This is a genomic window from Methylomonas methanica (assembly GCF_001644035.1).
Taxonomy (GTDB): domain Bacteria; phylum Pseudomonadota; class Gammaproteobacteria; order Methylococcales; family Methylomonadaceae; genus Methylomonas; species Methylomonas methanica_A.
The window spans coordinates 55,373-72,490 of the sequence record NZ_LUUG01000059.1 but is presented as its reverse complement, the minus strand read 5'-3'; the positions used below and the strand labels follow the sequence as shown (position 1 = coordinate 72,490).

The 17,118-nt window shown below is 53.3% G+C and carries 18 protein-coding genes; 2 read left to right on the top strand and 16 right to left on the bottom strand.

Annotated elements, in window-relative coordinates:
- Positions 1 to 271: 271 nt before the first annotated feature.
- The 8 genes from A1332_RS08580 to hslV all read right to left on the bottom strand — a co-directional run bounded on the left by A1332_RS08580 (position 272) and on the right by hslV (position 7,323).
- Positions 272 to 1,264: a hypothetical protein gene (locus A1332_RS08580; RefSeq protein ID WP_064008083.1), complete on the bottom strand. Its 993-nt coding sequence runs from the start codon at positions 1,262 to 1,264 to the stop codon at positions 272 to 274.
- A 177-nt stretch (positions 1,265 to 1,441) separates the two neighbouring features.
- Entirely contained in the window at positions 1,442 to 3,010 is a 1,569-nt protein-coding gene (gene ubiB / locus A1332_RS08575) for a ubiquinone biosynthesis regulatory protein kinase UbiB (protein WP_064008082.1), read from the bottom strand.
- 14 nt (positions 3,011 to 3,024) lie between these two features.
- Positions 3,025 to 3,660 (bottom strand): ubiquinone biosynthesis accessory factor UbiJ, encoded by a 636-nt coding sequence (locus tag A1332_RS08570; protein WP_064008081.1) that lies wholly within the window; start codon positions 3,658 to 3,660, stop codon positions 3,025 to 3,027.
- A complete protein-coding gene (locus tag A1332_RS08565; RefSeq protein ID WP_064008080.1) occupies positions 3,660 to 4,253 on the bottom strand; it encodes a Uma2 family endonuclease in 594 nt (197 codons plus the stop codon). The genes A1332_RS08570 and A1332_RS08565 overlap by 1 nt, the downstream gene beginning before the upstream one ends.
- Positions 4,254 to 4,289: 36 nt before the next feature.
- The gene (gene ubiE / locus A1332_RS08560) at positions 4,290 to 5,039 is read right to left on the bottom strand and encodes a bifunctional demethylmenaquinone methyltransferase/2-methoxy-6-polyprenyl-1,4-benzoquinol methylase UbiE (RefSeq protein ID WP_064008079.1); all 750 of its coding nucleotides are present in this window, start codon (positions 5,037 to 5,039) and stop codon (positions 4,290 to 4,292) included.
- An 8-nt stretch (positions 5,040 to 5,047) separates the two neighbouring features.
- Positions 5,048 to 5,437 (bottom strand): gamma-butyrobetaine hydroxylase-like domain-containing protein, encoded by a 390-nt coding sequence (locus A1332_RS08555; RefSeq protein WP_064008078.1) that lies wholly within the window; start codon positions 5,435 to 5,437, stop codon positions 5,048 to 5,050.
- A 1-nt stretch (position 5,438) separates the two neighbouring features.
- Positions 5,439 to 6,758, bottom strand: coding sequence for an ATP-dependent protease ATPase subunit HslU (hslU, locus tag A1332_RS08550; protein WP_064008077.1), 1,320 nt, complete (start codon positions 6,756 to 6,758; stop codon positions 5,439 to 5,441).
- Between the two features lie 4 nt (positions 6,759 to 6,762).
- Complete coding sequence (gene hslV, locus A1332_RS08545; RefSeq protein WP_064008076.1) at positions 6,763 to 7,323, bottom strand: ATP-dependent protease subunit HslV; 561 nt, start codon at positions 7,321 to 7,323, stop codon at positions 6,763 to 6,765.
- A 101-nt stretch (positions 7,324 to 7,424) separates the two neighbouring features.
- Here hslV and A1332_RS08540 point away from each other — a divergent pair, with 101 nt between their 5' ends.
- Positions 7,425 to 7,976 (top strand): hypothetical protein, encoded by a 552-nt coding sequence (locus A1332_RS08540; protein ID WP_157203972.1) that lies wholly within the window; start codon positions 7,425 to 7,427, stop codon positions 7,974 to 7,976.
- Here the strand turns inward: A1332_RS08540 and A1332_RS08535 are convergent.
- Genes A1332_RS08535 through A1332_RS08520 form a run of 4 tightly spaced genes read right to left on the bottom strand, consistent with a single transcriptional unit; the run spans position 7,970 to position 10,671 of the window.
- Entirely contained in the window at positions 7,970 to 8,434 is a 465-nt protein-coding gene (locus A1332_RS08535) for a nucleoside deaminase (protein ID WP_064008074.1), read from the bottom strand. The genes A1332_RS08540 and A1332_RS08535 overlap by 7 nt on opposite strands.
- A complete protein-coding gene (metA, locus tag A1332_RS08530; RefSeq protein WP_064008073.1) occupies positions 8,434 to 9,498 on the bottom strand; it encodes a homoserine O-succinyltransferase MetA in 1,065 nt (354 codons plus the stop codon). Before metA ends, A1332_RS08535 begins: the two co-directional genes overlap by 1 nt.
- A 13-nt stretch (positions 9,499 to 9,511) precedes the next feature.
- The gene (locus A1332_RS08525; protein ID WP_064008072.1) at positions 9,512 to 10,360 is read right to left on the bottom strand and encodes a hypothetical protein; all 849 of its coding nucleotides are present in this window, start codon (positions 10,358 to 10,360) and stop codon (positions 9,512 to 9,514) included.
- 8 nt (positions 10,361 to 10,368) lie between these two features.
- Positions 10,369 to 10,671 (bottom strand): DUF6763 family protein, encoded by a 303-nt coding sequence (locus A1332_RS08520; protein ID WP_064008071.1) that lies wholly within the window; start codon positions 10,669 to 10,671, stop codon positions 10,369 to 10,371.
- Positions 10,672 to 10,799: 128 nt separating this feature from the next.
- On the opposite strand from A1332_RS08520, the gene A1332_RS08515 reads away from it, so the two are divergent.
- Entirely contained in the window at positions 10,800 to 11,006 is a 207-nt protein-coding gene (locus A1332_RS08515; RefSeq protein WP_064008070.1) for a SlyX family protein, read from the top strand.
- Between the two features lie 8 nt (positions 11,007 to 11,014).
- Here the strand turns inward: A1332_RS08515 and A1332_RS08510 are convergent, their stop codons facing one another.
- From A1332_RS08510 to A1332_RS08495, 4 genes are all read right to left on the bottom strand, one after another.
- Entirely contained in the window at positions 11,015 to 12,343 is a 1,329-nt protein-coding gene (locus tag A1332_RS08510; protein WP_231890245.1) for a D-alanyl-D-alanine carboxypeptidase family protein, read from the bottom strand.
- Positions 12,344 to 12,391: 48 nt separating this feature from the next.
- Positions 12,392 to 13,294: a cation diffusion facilitator family transporter gene (locus A1332_RS08505; RefSeq protein ID WP_064008069.1), complete on the bottom strand. Its 903-nt coding sequence runs from the start codon at positions 13,292 to 13,294 to the stop codon at positions 12,392 to 12,394.
- Positions 13,295 to 13,447: 153 nt separating this feature from the next.
- A complete protein-coding gene (locus A1332_RS08500) occupies positions 13,448 to 14,644 on the bottom strand; it encodes a PepSY-associated TM helix domain-containing protein (protein WP_064008068.1) in 1,197 nt (398 codons plus the stop codon).
- Positions 14,645 to 14,657: 13 nt separating this feature from the next.
- Entirely contained in the window at positions 14,658 to 17,003 is a 2,346-nt protein-coding gene (locus A1332_RS08495) for a TonB-dependent receptor domain-containing protein (protein ID WP_082879603.1), read from the bottom strand.
- Between the last annotated feature and the right edge of the window lie 115 nt (positions 17,004 to 17,118).

Sequence of the window (17,118 nt, the reverse complement as noted above, 5' to 3'; positions counted from 1 at the left end):
TATCTCGGCTGTCGGGCCGACAAATCGGCAGGATAGCCGATTTGCATGCGGAGCACCCGCAGGGCGAAAAACAAGGACGTTTTTCGTGAAACCGACATTAAAATCAGTTGTTGCGTTAGCGACACCAAACACGAAAGCCTATTGACCGCGTGGGTACAAAAACCGTGCCCACCCTACACGGCTGGGGGCTGCGCGCATAACGACAACCATCACCGACGCTTGCCGTTGGCGCGTCCGGTGAATGGTTTTGTTGGGCGCTAGCTCCGCCATGTTATGACATCACTTTGTGGACTGGCACTTTGTCACCGACGACTTGCTTAACGCGCGCGACCGCGTTTTCCGGAGCATGGATGGCCTGTATTAGGTCGAGCGACCGCCATCCGGGCGCTGGATCGTAGACAAACGCCAAGTCTTTCCTTCGGAAAGAAGTGCCGTCTATATCAAGTGTTCGATTCCAGAAGATGGGATCAATAGCAACCAGACGTTGCTTTTCTTCGCCTGACAGTGCGCGACCTAACGGGCGACCGTTGATGCGCATATCGCCAGCGATAAGACGCCACTCCCTTTGCCGATAGTAGCCGAGTGGCTCATTGAGATGCAGATTGTCTGTCGGGCAAAACATATTCAGAAAAACAGCAAGAATACCAATGCTGTGGTCGAAAGGAATATTGTTAAACCCGACATGTTGAAGCATGTGCTGTACATGACTTGCTGGGACCGTATGTGAAGCGACGACCTGCCCCGCGGCATCCATATTCTGCAAGTTGAGTGTGTAGTCGGGGGCTACGGGTCCGCTTAAAGCCTGGGTGGCACCCTGCGGATTGCTTAGACTCTTCAGTTGTTGGAGTTGCTCAAGCACGTACTTGGTGTGGTGAGTGCCGTTTACACAAAATGTGCCGATCAGACTAAGAGGAGTAGAAAGACCCTGCGGTATGTAGACGACTGGCATAGCTCCAGCGTCTCGGAGTTTTGCATTATCAAAAGAAAGCGCGAGCGGGCCGAAAACTTTGCTGTGACCCGGAAGTTCTTCAGCAGAAAGTTCCGTCAGACACAGCCTGCGTTGAAGAATGCGGAGTGGTCCCTGGCCTGGCACAAGCTGCTGTAGATTCCACTCTAGTGCTTCGGGAGCCAAGACAAGACCTATGTCTCGAATCAACGCAAGGATGTTTAACGCGCGATCAAGAGTAGCGCTTTCCTCCTCGTCGCTTTTAGGGCGGGGAAAGCTATGAATCAGCTGCTTCTGTACGGGTGATAAATGGCTCATCGAATCGAGACGCCCACTCCTGGTGCCTAACAAGAAATTAGATAGTTAACCGTATATCTACCAATAATCATACGTTGTCTCAATAAATCTCTGTTCTAGAAGGTGTATTGCATTATGCCTATCGTCGCAGTCTGTGCGAATTACCAATCAGATATTGCCATAGGAAAAACCATCCAATCACCCCCCCATCAAAGGCGAATGCAACACTATCGCCACCGCAATCAACACCGCCGCACTGAGAATAGCCCGCAAAGTGCGGGTATTATTGCGCTTCAGTTGTTTACGTAGCTCCAGCATGTCTTTTTGCTGCTGCCGCAACTGTTGCTCCATGTGCGCACCGCTTTGCAGGGCTTGGAATATCATGCCGGGTACTTCGGGAATTTGTTCGCTGATTTCCGGGAATTTGGCGAACAGTTCTTTGATCTTTTTGGCCGGCCCGACGCGCTCTTTGAACCAGTTTTCCAGGAAGGGTTTGGCGGTTTGCCATAAATCCAGATCAGGATAGAGCTGGCGGCCCAAGCCTTCGATATTCAGCAAGGTTTTTTGCAATAGCACCAATTGCGGCTGCACCACCATGTCGAAGCGACGCGCGGTCTGAAACAGCCGCAACAGCAGCAAACCGAAAGAAATGTCTTTTAAGGGCTTCTCGAAAATCGGCTCGCAAACGCTACGGATCGCGGCTTCGAATTCTTCCACCCTCGTCGAAGCAGGCACCCAGCCGGATTCGATATGCATTTGCGCCACTCGGCGGTAATCGTGATTAAAAAACGCCAGGAAATTTTCGGCCAGATAGCGTTGGTCGGTGCTCGACAGGCTGCCGACGATGCCAAAATCCACCGCCAGATATTTGTCCGGCAATTGCACGAAAATATTGCCCGGATGCATGTCTGCATGGAAAAAATTGTCGCGGAAGACTTGGGTGAAGAAAATCTCCACGCCGCGCTCAGCCAGTTTTTTGAAGTCGGCATTGCCGGCCCGCAATGCCTCGATGTCACCGACCGGGATACCGTAGATGCGTTCCATCACCAGCACTTTGCGGCGGGTCAGCGGCCAGTGGATTTCCGGGATATAGAGCATCTCGGAGTTTTTGAAATTAGCGCGGATGGCGCTGGCGTTGGACGCTTCCCGCACCAGATCCAGTTCGTCGAGTATGGTCTTTTCGAACTCGGCGACGATTTCCATCGCCCTTAGTCGGCGGGCATCGCTCCAGAAGCGTTCGGCCAGGCGCGCCAATTCGTACAGCAAGCCGACATCGGAATGGATTTTGTCTTCGATTTCCGGGCGCAGCACTTTAACAATCACTTTTTCGCCGCTGTTCAAGGTCGCGGTATGTACTTGCGCGACCGACGCCGAGGCCAAGGGTTGCGGATCGAATTCGGCAAAGGCCTCTTCTATCGATTGCCCCAGCTGTTGTTCGATGATTTTGCGGGCGGTTTCCGCGGAAAACGGCGGTACTTTATCCTGCAGTTTGACCAGTTCTTCCGCGATGTCTTCGGGTAGCAAGTCCTTACGAGTCGACAGGGTCTGGCCGAATTTAACGTAGATCGGCCCCAGGTCTTCCAGGGTTTTGCGGATACGCGCACCGCGGGGTTCGCGGGCTTTGCTGGTCCAATAATTCGGCGACAAAAACGCGATATAACGAATGGGGCGAAATAAATGGGTTTTTAAAACAATTTCATCCAAGCCATGGAACATCATCACCCAGTTGATGTGGATGAGGCGCATCAGAATTTTCGGGCGAATCACGTTGCTGGTCCTTGTTATTGAGGCGCGGATGTGGGGTGGATCGAGGCTTCCAGGCGGTCGAGGCGGGCGCTGAGGCGGTCGCAATCACTACGGCAAGTGTCGATTTCTCGGAAAAATAACTCGGCTTCCGATTTGGCAGGCAACTCGCGGGTTTCTTCTTGCAGGAATTCTTCCAGGTTTAAGCGACAGGTCGTCAGGCTATGTTGCGTCCAGTCGCGGCTGCCGCGAAACAGCTTAGCCAGGCGCTGAGCAAAGGCGTCGCCGGTGTAGCGGGCGATTTTGCTTTCCAGGTTGATGTCCAGTTTTTCGAACAGGCGTTGCAGACGGCGCGCCAGCTGAGTGTCGCCTTCGATGCGCACTTCGCCTTTGAACAAGGAACGCATCGGTGTGGCGCTTAAACCCATCAAACCCAACGCTGAAAGCGAACCGCTCAGTGTGGCATCGACCACGCCCGGATAGCTTTCCAGAATTTGTATGCCTTGCGCGGAAGGGCAGAAATACAGGCTGCTGCTAAAAGTGTCGATACGCAGTTCTATGACTTTGCCGGCCATCGGTGCCAGATATTGCTCGATGTGCTCGTCTAGTGTCAGATATCGATTCAGAGCGGTTTCGAGGCTGGCGAGGAATAATGACTTAACACTGCTCGACATTACTGTGCCTGCGCTTGCTGTTGTTGCAGGAACTCTTGCATGTCTTCGTTATTAACGCGTTGGTATAAATCGCTGACTGTCACGCTTAGATCTATTGATTCCAGGGTGAGGCTGTCGCCGAGGAAGTAATGTTCCGATAGCCAGTGAGTCGAGCGGCGTAAGATTTCGACATCGACAAAATCCTGTTCGATCAGCACATATTCTTGCAGGCTGGGCAAGGTTTTGTAGGCCGCGAGTTTGGTGGTTTTGTCCATGCGCCGGGTGGCCTTGGACAGCACTTCGACGATAATGGTCGGCTTTTCGGTGTAGTACTCGTCACCGTTTTCGTCGGCGCAAATTACCATAACATCGGGATAAAAAAAATTAGCCGCAGCCTTGATTTTTAAATCGGAGGAAAAGGTGGCGCAGGGGTCGTCTTGCAAATGATTGCCGAATATTCGCACAGTATTGCCAACCAATAAATTATGGTTACGGCTGGCACCGGCCATCGCGTAAGCTTCGCCGTCAATCAGCTCGTGCTTTACGTCACTGATCATCTCGCCCTGCAAATATTCGGCTTCGCTGATGTAATGCTGAGATTGTTTCAGAGCCATGGGCTATACCTGTTTTCAGATCGGCGAGCAGGACGCTTAAAATTTATAACCCCTGTGCACGGCAACAATACCTTGCGTCATGTTGAAATACTCGCAACGTTCCAGACCGGCATTTTCCATCATTTGTTTTAGCTCGTCCTGTTTCGGGTGCATGCGGATGGATTCGGCCAGATAGCGGTAGCTTTCTTCGTCTTTAGCCACAATCGCCCCGATTTTCGGCAGCAGATTGAAAGAATAAAAGTCGTAGACTTTCTCGGTGATCGGGTCGATGGGATGCGAAAACTCCAGCACGATGACGCGGCCGCCCGGTTTCAACACCCGGTACATGGACCGCAAGGCTGCGTCTTTGTCGGTGACGTTGCGCAAGCCAAAGCCGATGGTGACGCAATCGAAAGTGTTATCGGCAAACGGCAGGCATTCGGCATTGACTTGGGCGTAACGAATGTTGCCGCTCAAACCGTGATCGATCAAACGATCGCGGCCGGTTCGCAGCATCGCGGCGTTGATGTCCGCCAAGACCACTTGGCCGGATTTGCCCACGCGTTTTTCGTACAGCTTGGTCAAGTCGCCGGTGCCGCCGGCCAAATCGAGCACACTGTCGCCTTCCCGAACGTTGGCCAGTTGCACCGCTACCCGTTTCCAGATGCGATGGATACCCATGGACATCAAGTCGTTCATCACATCGTACTGGCTGGCAACTGAGTCGAACACGCCGCGCACCAGCGCCACTTTTTCCTGTTTGGGAACCTGTTTGAAACCAAAATGGGTAGTATTGTCGTTTGTCATGATGACCTTTAATTGTGAAGTGGCGAGCGGCGGCTAAGGCCGGCGGCTTTGAGTTCTTCGAGATAATTCGACCACAGCAGCGGGAAATCCGAACCCAGCTTGTACAGCAAGTCCCAGCTATAAATACCGGTGTCGTGACCGTCGCTGAACACCAGTTTGATGGCGTAATTGCCCACCGGCTGGATGTCGGTAATCGTCACGTCTTCCTTGCCGATTTGCAGGGTTTCCTGGCCGGGGCCATGCCCAACTGCTTCAGCCGACTGAGTAAACACGCGCAGATATTCGCTGGGCAGCTCGTAAATGCTCTCGTCGTCGAAATGAATTTCCAGGATCGCCGATACCTTGTGCAGCTTGATTTCGGTTGGTACTCGATGAGTGGGGGTGATTTTTACACGCATTTTATAGGATGTAACGGCTAAGGTCTTCGTCGTCGGCGAGTTCCATCAGATGCGCATCCACGTAGGCGGCGTCTATATTAATGGACTTTTCGACCAGATCCGGAGCGTCGAAGGAAATGTCTTCCAGCAACTTTTCCAGAATGGTGTGCAATCTGCGGGCGCCGATGTTTTCGGTTTTTTCGTTGACTTGCCAGCCCAGTTCGGCGATGCGTTTGATGCCGTCGGCACTGAATTGCACATCGACACCCTCGGTTTTCAGCAGGGCCTGATATTGCTCGGTCAGCGACGCGTCGGGCTCGGTCAGAATACGCACAAAGTCGTCCGCACTCAAGGCATTCAATTCCACCCGAATCGGGAAGCGGCCTTGCAACTCCGGGATCAAGTCCGAAGGCTTGGTTAAATGAAACGCGCCGGAGGCAATGAACAAAATATGATCGGTCTTGATCATGCCATATTTGGTGGTGACGGTGCTGCCTTCCACCAGCGGCAACAAATCACGCTGCACGCCTTCGCGGGACACTTCGCCGCCGCCCATTTCCGAGCGTTTGCAGATTTTGTCGATCTCGTCCAGAAACACGATGCCGTGCTGCTCGACCGCTTCCAGCGCGGTTTGTTTGATTTCTTCTTCGTTGACCAGTTTGCCGGCTTCTTCTTCCTGTAACTGTTTCAAGGCATCCTTGATTTTTAATTTGCGGGTTTTAGTGCGGCCGCTGCCCAGATTTTGAAACATACCTTGCAACTGGCTGGTCATTTCTTCCATACCCGGTGGCGCCATGATTTCTACGCCCACTGCCGGCGCGCTGACGTCGATTTGAATTTCCTTGTCGTCCAAGTCGCCTTCGCGCAGTTTTTTGCGCATTTTCTGCCGCGTCGACTCCTCGGTTTCCGAGAGCATGCCACCTTCGGCGCGCGGTAGCAAAATGTCCAGCACCTTTTCTTCGGCGGCATCGGCGGCGCGGTTTTGCACGCGTTCCATCGCCGAGATGCGGGTAGTTTTCACGGCGCTGTCGATCAAATCGCGAATAATCGATTCTACATCGCGGCCGACGTAACCCACTTCGGTAAATTTGGTGGCTTCTATTTTGATAAACGGCGCATTGGCCAAGCGGGCCAGACGGCGGGCGATTTCGGTTTTACCGACGCCGGTGGGGCCTATCATTAATATGTTTTTCGGGGTGATTTCGTCGCGCAGTTCGGCGGCCACCTGGCTGCGGCGCCAACGGTTACGCAAGGCTATCGCTACGGACCGTTTGGCGGCGGCTTGGCCGATGATGTGTTTGTCCAGTTCGCTGACGATTTCTCGGGGGGTCATTTGACTCATGGTTTTACTCTTGTGCCGGTTGTGGTTCGGCGTCTAATTCTTCGATGCGCAGATTATGATTGGTGTAGATGCAAATATCGGCGGCAATGCTAAGTGACTTCTCGACAATTTCGCGGGCGCTGAGTTCGGTATTTTCCAGCAGGGCGCGGGCCGCGCTTTGCGCAAACGCGCCGCCGGAACCGATGGCAATAAAGTCGTATTCCGGCTCGATCACGTCGCCGGTGCCGGAAATCACCAGCGAGGTTTTGCTATCGGCGATGATCAGTAAGGCTTCCAATTTACGCAAGGCTCTGTCGGTGCGCCAGTCTTTGGCCATTTCCACTGCGGCGCGGGTCAGGTTGCCCCGGTGCTTTTCCAGTTTGCCTTCAAAATGCTCAAATAAAGTAAAGGCGTCGGCGGTGGCGCCAGCAAAGCCAGCGATAACTTTGTCATGATACAAGCGTCTGACTTTACGGGCATTGCCCTTCATCACGGTGTTGCCCAGGGTGACTTGGCCATCGCCGCCGATCACGACTTTGTCGCCGCGTCTGACGGAAAGAATGGTGGTGCCTCTGAAATTCGTCATGTCTGTGAATGAAAAAGGGAAAGGCGGCGATTTTACATGTTCTCGGCGGCGATTGGGTAGAAGTTTAAAACCGCAGGTTTGGTGGGTAAAAGGCGCAAATATTGAACAAAGCAAGAAAACTGATTAAAGTTCAAAGTGCTGGTATTTTAAGGATGCGCCGCATTGACCGGCGTTTCCAACATTACAATAACAACAAGAGGGCAGTCATGAAATCGTCAAATCGCTGGAGAAGCGCGCTATTACTAGGTGCCATGGTTTTTTCAAGTGCGGCGCTGGCTTTGTCGCCGGATGAAGAAGAAAGGTTGAAAGAGTGTAAAAGGCCGAAATTCCGGGATTTTGCACCCGAGCAAAAATCCGAGATTGATGCGGGGGGGGATGTTGCTTTTCATGTTTCCCATAACGCCGATCCTTTGACCGTGACTGCAGAAGCGCGTGGCGAAAAAATGAAAGTCAATGTGGTGGATAAAAAGACCTACTATTTAGTGACCGCCAAATTGCCGCAACTGACTCCGGGTTTTGCCCGTATTCACGTTACCGCCAAATCAGCGGAAAGCAAGTTGGAGAGCGGTTGTCTGGGACAGGATGGCTGGTTGCTAAAAATCAAAGGCGAGGAAGCCGCTAAACCAGCGGAACAGCCGGCTGCTGCTCAATAGCAAGTCTTATCTGTTTTGATCCGCCACAATTGGAAGGGGCGATTGGCCGAGTCGAGCGGGAGTTGCTGCATGACGATCCGGCGTTGCTGAGCGGGTCTGTCGATTTCGGTATAAATAAAACCGTCGTCGAACCCGGCTTTAGCGGCGTCGAAACGGTCGCAAGCGTAATAAACGGCTTGCAGTCTTGCCCAATAGATGGCTCCCAGGCACATTGGGCAAGGCTCGCAACTCGTGTAGAGTGTGCAATCGTTTAATTGGAAATCGCCTAGTTTCTGGCACGCCAGTCGAATCGCCACAATTTCGGCGTGAGCGGTCGGGTCCAGATCCGGCGTGACCCGATTCCCGCTAGCGGCAATTATTTCGCCGTCTCTGACCACAATCGCGCCGAACGGCCCGCCGCCATTGGCTATGTTGTCGCAGGCTATCGTGATTGCTTGGTTCAGAAAGCCTTGATGCATTACAAATCCAGTGGATTATCAGGATCGATGTCGTCCATGAACGGCAGCCGGCGGTCTTCGTTGGTAATCTGATAAACCTTCCCCAGCCAGTTATTAAACACTGCTTTGGCCGAATCTCGCCAGGTGATGTCCAGGTGCTCGATGATCTGGTTTTCGGGCATGGCTTCAAGCGTTCTGCCATCGCGTTTGGCGGCTTTAACATGCTCCGCATAGTCGGCTAGCAGGCGTTGCACTTCGCTATCAAAATAGTGCTCTGGGTAGGGCGGATAATCGTCGCGCTCGCTATTGTAAAACCTAAGCACTTCGCGCTTGTATTCCTTTAGCAGACTGATGTCGTCGTATTCCGGATGGCCTTGGAAGAAGACAACGCGAAAGCCGTCCGGACTGACGGCCAGATGCACGCCGGCGATCTCGCTGGCTACCAATACCTGCAAGCCGTGTTTCTCCATGTCGCGCTGAAATACTTCGTTGAAGCGCGAATGCGGCACGTCGAAGCGGGTATTGATTTCCGCGACCAGGGGATGTTGTCTGTCGATAACCTTGTGCGAGAACACACCCCAGCGCTTGGCAGGCAGGCGAGTGCGCTCCACACCGTAACAATGCTGAATAAAGGCGTGGGTGGCCAGGCAAGAGCAGAGTACTGAGGTGACGTTTTGCGTGGCCCATTCAAACACTTCGGTCAAAGGCCGCCAAAAGTCCTCATCCTGCAAATGGTCGTGAGTGACATTGGCGCCACTGATTATCAGGGCGTCCAGGCCATCCTGCTTAATTTGCGCAAAGGATTCGTAGTACTTGTGAATATGTTCCCGGGCTTGCGGACTTCTTTCCAGGCCTTCTATCGTGAACGGATGCACATGGAACTGCGCGATCTGGTTGCAGGCGCCGACCAGCCGGAAAAATTGGCGTTCGGTGGCTTCCAACGCGGCATCCGGCATGATATTCAGCAAGCCGATGTGCAATTCTCTGATCGATTGATGGCTGGCGCGGTCCGGGCTGAGAATTTCTTCGCCTTCTTCATGCAGACGCTGAAAAGTGGGTAAAGCGGTATGGGCAACTAGCGGCATTACAAGAACGGTCTCAGGATTGTTGCCGGGCAATCGCCTCGGCAATCAGACGGATAAAGTCGTCTTCATTATTAACTTTGGCGGTTTCGTCGGCGCTGATGGTGTAGCCGTACTGCGCGGCAATCGCTTCGTAGCGCGGTACCCTGGCTTTGAACAATTCCGGAAATACCCAGCTGACGAATTCGTCCGGTGGAATTTGATCGGTAGAGCCGTAAGCTCGCTCAGCCATGAATTGTGTCAGTTTTTCATCGACGAATTCCGGCCGGTAATACAAAGGCTTCGGGTCTTGCTTGGCGCGGTCTATGATGGTCTGTTCCAAGGCTGGCGGAATTTTGATGTAGACGATCAGGGTGTGTTTGGCCAGGTTTTCCAGTACTTCCGGGCAGTCCAGTTCGCAAACACTGCCGCCGGCATCGTTAATGAAATGCTTGTAACCGTAAATGTCTTCGGCTTTGTGGATAAAGTCGGGCACATCGTTCATCGCTGCGATTTCGGCCTGATGATGCAAGGCTTGGCGGCGTTTGAATTCGGCTTGCGACAACCCACCCTTGGCCGGGTCGCCGATTTTGCCCAGAAAGCTGGACACCGGCGCCAGGTTTTCCACGGTGATATTGCTGCAAATGTAGATGGAGTCGGATTTGAGCAAGTCGCGCAAAAACGGCACACCCATGGCTTGCTGCTTGATGTTGTCCAGAATCGGTTCTTCCAGGTATTTGGTGCCAATACGGTAATCGCCGGAGTAATGAAACCATTTATCCCTGGGTAATTTGGCCGAGAGAGTGGTTTTGCCGGCGCCGGACATGGCCAGCAGGGTGATGCTCTTGGATTCCCAGTCCAGAAATTGTTGCGGGGTCATTCTCATAAATTATCTCAATCCAACAAATCGCTAATGTCCAAATCTTCCGCGTCCGGGCGGGCATGGCGGTCCGGATCGGTGTAGCCCAGATCGTCGGCTTCCAGGTCGTCGAAGGGCGCGCTCCAGTCTTCCGGGTCTTCTATGTAATCGATAGTGGAACCGTACCAGGATTCGTTGTCGTACTCGCCTAAATCGCCGTTGGCGAACTGCACTTCCACCGATTCGTCGTTACCTTCGATTGCTACCACCTTGAAGGTGAGATTACTTTCCAGGTCTTTATACCAACGGCCTATGACCGGATCTGCAATAGTTGTCATGGTTGCATCCTCGCTAAGTTGATGACTTATCAATGATAGCGAGTTTATAGAAGCTGTGCGAGTGCATGGGGCAAAACTGTCGAGATTTTCGATTAGAATGGCAAATTTACAGATTTTCGGGCGAGGCCATGAGCGAACACAGATTCATCGAATTGGAGATCAAACAAGCGTATCAGGAGGATTTGATTCAGGCATTGAATCAGGTGGTGGCGGATCAGCAAAAGCAAATCGGTAAGCTGGAAGAAACCTGTAAGTTGCTGCACGACAAGATCAAGAGTCTGGCGCTGGATGATCGTCAGGTCGGGGCGGTCGACGAGCGTCCGCCCCATTACTAACTGAGAAATTACGACTTACGATGGCTGACGCGGCGTATCTGCTTCGTTGGGTTGGAAGCTGTCGCCAAACTTGTTCTGGGTTGGGGCGAGGCACTGCAATCCATGCGTTTGGCGCGCAACCGTCGACAAAAATCCTGACTGTCGTCTTGCTGTAAACCGGTCCATTGGGCGCGCCAGGCAGTGCTGCCTTTTGATTTGGTTTTGACGATACCGGCTCGCCCGGTTTTAGCTAACGGGCCAAGAGCGTTACGCGCGCGCTGTAGATTGACATCGGCGTCGATTTTTCTGGGATAACTGCCCATGCTCACCGTCCAAACACTGGCGCGGTTTTGCGGTTTGGCTTGCGCCAATTGCGTGAGTTTTTCGCGGCGGCTGTTGTACGGCGCGTTGATGTGGATCGGCTCATAACGGCTGCTGCCGGAGTCGGCGCCCATTTGTTCCGCACTGCCGGCACAACGGTTGGACGACAATTGAAACGGCGGCGGCAGGGCGCTGTAATCCTTAAGTTGCGAGATATGCTCACCGAATAGGCCTTTTTCGCTATTGGCAAAGCCCATATCCAGCAGATTGCCCATTTGCTCGAAACGTTCGCCGCTACTATGGGCGCCCAATAACACGCCGATCAAACGATGACCGTTGCGTTTGGCCGAGGCGATCAGGTTGTAGCCCGAGCCGCAGGTAAAACCGGTTTTCAGACCGTCGGCATCCGGATAGCTTTTCAGGATGCGGTTGGTATTGGGCATTACCCGGCCTTTGTAGTTAAATTCCGTCGCCGAAAAATAATGATAATGTTGCGGGAAGTCGCGAATCAATGCTGCGGATAATAAGGCCAGGTCGCGGGCGCTGCTGATTTGACCGTCGTTAGGCAAGCCGCTGGCATTCTCGAACGAACTATTGTACATACCCAGGTTATGGGCTTGCTGGGTCATCATGGTGGCAAAATTGCTTTCCGAACCACCTAGTCTTTCTGCCAGCACCACCGCAGCGTCGTTGGCTGAACGGGTGGTAACCGCCATGATCGCTTGCTCCACCGTCAAACTTTGGCCGGTGCGCAAACCCAGTTTGGAAGGCGGTTGCGAGGCGGCGTGTTTTGACGCGAATACGGTATCGGTCAGTTTCAGGCGACCGTTTTCCAATGCCGAAAGCGTTAAATAGATAGTCATGACTTTGGTCAAGGACGCGGGGTACCAGCGTTGGGTCGATTCGGTTTCGTGAACCACGCGGCCGGTGTCGGCGTCGATCACAATAGCCGCATATCTGGCGGCCGCAGGAGTGCTTTGCAACAGTAGGCAAGCCAGAGAAAGTAGCGCTAAACGGGTTTTCGGTAGGGTGCTCAAGTTATTACTTTGCTCCAGATATGTGGCCTAAACATTTGACTGTATTATTTAATCAGAATTATCGATTTCGAAAAAGACCCAATTGATGCGGGGATGGTCGATTTTGATCTGTTTTTCCATTCCGTTAATTAATTCAACAGCTTCCCCCACGCTTAAATCCGCCGGCAATTCGGCTTTAATCGCCAGCATGATCTGGCTGCCGTGGCTAACCGCCCAGATATTCAGCACACGGTTGATGCAGCCTTGTTTTTCCAGATAGCCTTGAACGGCATCGCGAATCGCGCCATCGGCTTCGCCGAGCAGCAAAGAATGCACTTCTCGGCCGATTAACACCGCTACTACCACCAACAATGCGCCGATCAACATCGAGCCAACCGCGTCGTAGACTGAATTGCCGGTAAGCATAGTCAAACCCAGCATCGCCGCGGCTATCACCAGACCAATCAGCGCGGCCAGGTCCTCGCCGATCACCACCATCAATTCGCTGGATTGAGTTTCTTTAAACCATTGCCAAATGCCGCGTTCGCCACGCTCGTTTTCCATCGCCCCCAAGGCCGCGCGCAACGAAAAACCTTCCAAAACCACGGCGATAGCCAATATCGCCAAAGCCATACCGGCGTTTTCCACGGTATGCGGCTCGTGATAACGCAACCAACCCTCGTGGATCGAGAACAATCCGCCCACCGAGAATAGCGTAATCGCCACCATCATCGACCAGATATACGCTTCCCGGCCATAACCCATGGGATGGCGCTGCGTTGCCGCCCGCGCCGAGCGTTTCATCCCAATAAATAACAACACCTGATTGCCGCAATCGGCAAAGGAATGAATGGCTTCCGCCAGCAGCGAGCCGGAGCCGGTCCAGACTGCCGCGCCGGTTTTGGTCAGGGCGATGCCCAGATTAGCGGCGAACGCATAAATAATGGCTGAGGTGGAATTACTGTGAGACATGAGTTTTGCGCTAATAAAATCAAGAATTGAATAACGATCAGTTCCGGCAAGCACCACAGAAACGGATCGAGTAATTATGCAGATTTTAGATGAGCCGAGCGATTTTGCCGCAAATACTTAGCCGTTGCCAGCCAGCCCTAAACTAAAAAGGCGTTATCGATTCAGCAGATTAGGCGATAACGGCCGATTTTTTGCCGTGAGTGGCTGCCGATCACGCTTTCGACTGCCGCGACGTTTTTGCAACCAGCGTATTACGCCGGTGATGAACAGCATCGGGCAGAGCAAGCCGGAAACCAACACCAGCAATTGACCGGTCAAGCCGAACGCTTCCCCGGTATGCAACGGGTGCAGCCAGTTGATAACCGTATCGGAGCCGCTAAGTTCGTCGGGATTGCTGATCGCCAACACCTGGCCGGAATATTGATCCACCCAGACATTGGTTTTCGGAAAGCGCTGGCTGGGTTCGCCTGCTTGGCGCAGATTGATGCGATAGCTACCGTTGGCGTCGTGCGGCGTTTCTATCCAGCACAGGCGCGCCTGCGGAAATCGGGCTTGGCCGACAGAGACGGCTTGATCCAGGCTGATGCGTGTTGGGCTGTTTTGGGTTATGGTCGATTTTGGCGCGGGCGATGCCTGCAAAGGCGAGAAATAGCCTAGTAAAGGATTGACGTATTGCGGAATCTCCAACGCAATTCCGGTGATCGCCAATACCAGCATCACGATTAAGCTATAGACGCCGGCCAGTTTGTGTAAGTCGTAATTTAAGCGCTCGCGGCTGGCATGCCGTTTTAAGCTCAAGGCGCCTTTTAATTTGTGCAACGGCGGCCACCACAGATACACGCCGCTGATTAAGGACATCAGCAACAAGCCGCCCAGGATAGCCATCAATATCTTGCCGGTTTCGTCCAGCAACAATTTGTAATGTAAGTCATAAAGCCAGGTCATCGCAAACTCGCCCCAGAAACGATTGGCGAGTACCGAGCCGGTATAAGGATCGACCGACAGCATCAGCGGGGCAAAGCCGTGATGCGCGGTTTCTTGCGGCTTATAGTAGCGGGCGGTGATCGCGCGCTGCGGATCGTCGGGGATTTCCAGCCGCCAGCCGCGTTGGCGAGCCGGTTCGGCGCGGCGCAAGGCTTGAAAAATATCCTCGTAGCTTTGCCGCTGGGTGCTTGATTCGGAAATGATCAGCTGCGGATTAAGCCACTCGTCCAGATCGATATAAAACACCAGCAGGCTGCCGGTTAGGCCGACCATGGCCACAATCAAGCCCAGCGATAGCCCGATGTATAAATGTACGGCCAGCCAAAACTGGCGTCTAGCCTGCTTTTTACTGGCCGTTGCTCTCATGATTTAAGCGAGCTTAGTAGTCGAACTTAACGTTGACTGCGCCGTAGAAGGCAACGCCGTCGCCGGGTGAGAAGAACGGTTGGGCGGTGGCGCCGAAGGTTTCGTCGTACCAAACGTATTCCCGGCGAACATCGGTCAGGTTTTTAGCCTGAAATTGAACTTCCACTTCCTTGGTCACCTGATAGCCCAAATCGAGGTTGAGCAGGGCGTATTCGCCGTATTGGCCGCGTTGGTTGGCTTGATCGACAAAGTAGTCGCCTTGGCCGCTGGTCCACAGCGAAGACCGCAGTTGCGGCAGAATCTGGTAGTCGATACCGGCCGAGAATAAATAATTCGGGGTATTGACCACCTGATTGCCGGCGGTGTATTCCATCGTGCCGGCCGCGACTGCCGGCGGGTTAGTGACTTTAGCTTCCTGCAAAGAATAGGCTGCCCAAACACCGACTTTGTCGGTGGGGTAGACCTTGACCTCAATGTCCACGCCCTGGCGCTTGGTGGCACCGATCATCGTCGAATCGACGCTGGCCAAATTGCGGCTGATTTCGTTACTGGCGTCTTGCGCCCAATAGGCGATCCGACCCTCGGCCCAATCCACCGGTTTCAGCTTGATCCCAACTTCCCAGCCATCGTTCAAGGAGGGGCCAATGTTGGCTTGGTTACGGCCGATGAAGGTGGCCTGTCCCAGACCGACCTGGAAGGTGCGTCCCCAGTTACCGTAAAGGCTGTAACCTTCGATCGGCGTAATCACCGCGCCGATTTTCGGCTGCGAAATTGTGCCGTAATCGTTCAATGGTGAAGAGCCGAAGGTCGTGCCGGGGCGATAGTTGAAAAAGCTGCCGTCGATGATATCGGCACGGTAGCCCGGTGTCAGCTTTAACCATTTGAAGGGTTTGATCACGGCCTGAATGTAGCCGCCGTAGTTCAAGAAGTCCCACTTCTCGTCGTTACGCAAACCGCTGCTACGGCGAACCCTGCTATCGGTCAAATAACGCAGGTATTTGTTCTCCTGCTGCTGGAAATCGAACCCGGTTTCCAGCGAAAAGTCGTCCAACCAACTGACAACCGGATGGTAGGTGAGCGAGGTCATCGCGCCGTACTGGATTTCGTCGCGGTCGCGTTCTTGCTGCGCCGCGCCTGGACCATAGGTCACGTAACGTTGGTCGTCGAATAAGTTACCGTAAACCTTGGACGACCAGAATAAGGTTTTGCTGAGGTTGACATCCAAATGGGTGCTGACTTGACCAACCGTACGTTTGCCGCCGTCGGTGGCATTTCGGGCGAAGGTTTGGGTTTGATTGAGTAACTGTTCCTGGTAAGTCATATAGCCGGGTTCTTGAGCGCCGGCTTCGCTCCAGCGGGCGATCAGACCTATTTTGTATTTTTGGTCATCCGGGGTGTAAAACCACTTGCCGGAAAAGCTGTTTTTGTCGGTGTCGCTGTGGTCGCGGTAGCCGTCGCTGGCGCGGTAAGAAATTTGGTAGTTTTGCGAGAAACCGTCCTTTTCATAACCCAGTCCGGACTGGATGTCGTGAGTGTTGAAACTGCCGTAACTGAGCCGGCCCTTGGCGTAGTTGCCGCCGGTGGTGGTGTTCATGCTGATGTTACCGGCGAAGGAGTGCAGGCCGTAGCGGGCGTCGTTGGTGCCGCGCACCACTTCGATGGACTCGATGTCCAGCGGAAACAGCGAGTCGATGAAATAGGTGTCGCCGCTGTTGGTGTTGCTGGGTACGCCGTCGATCAGTAATTTGACCGCGTTAACCCGGCCTTCGCCATTGAAGCCGCGAAACGACATTTTTCCGGTCGTGATGCCTTGGCCGAATTGAGTAACCTGGACGCCGGGCATACGGTGGAACAAGTCGTAGGCCGTCAACACGTTTTGGTCGGCGATCTTATCGGCGTACATGATGTCCACCGAAGTGGCTATGTCCTTGCTGGTTAATTTTACACTCTCGGCTTGATCACTAACGGTGACCGCACCCAGCTCGAAAATCGAATCGTCCTTTATAGCTGGTGCTTTTGGCGCTGGGGCTTTTTTAACCGCGATCACGCCTTCGCCTACTTGCTCGTACTGTAAGCCGTTCTGACTTAACACTTTTTCCAAAGCCTCTTGTACGGTGTAATTGCCCTTCAGCGGCTGGGCTTGCAAGCCTTGCACTACTGTGTCTGCATAGATCAATTTAGTATTGGTGGACTTTGCCAGATTCTCCAAAGTGGCTGCCAGCGGCTGCGCGGGCAGGTCTATGCTCGTGCCGGTGCTGTTTGCCGCGCTTGCGTCCATCGACGTAGCTAGAGCCAGAGCCAGCAGCGGTAACTGTCGGCGCGGCTTTTTCGCAGGTGTGGGGTAAAGTTTGCAATCCATGATCATCTCCTGTTAGTCGTGGGTGGCAATATTTTTTGACTCGCCATACCCCATTAACGAAGCAGACTGGTCAAACTGGACATTTTTGTGGAATATTTTTTTTGAACCCAACAGC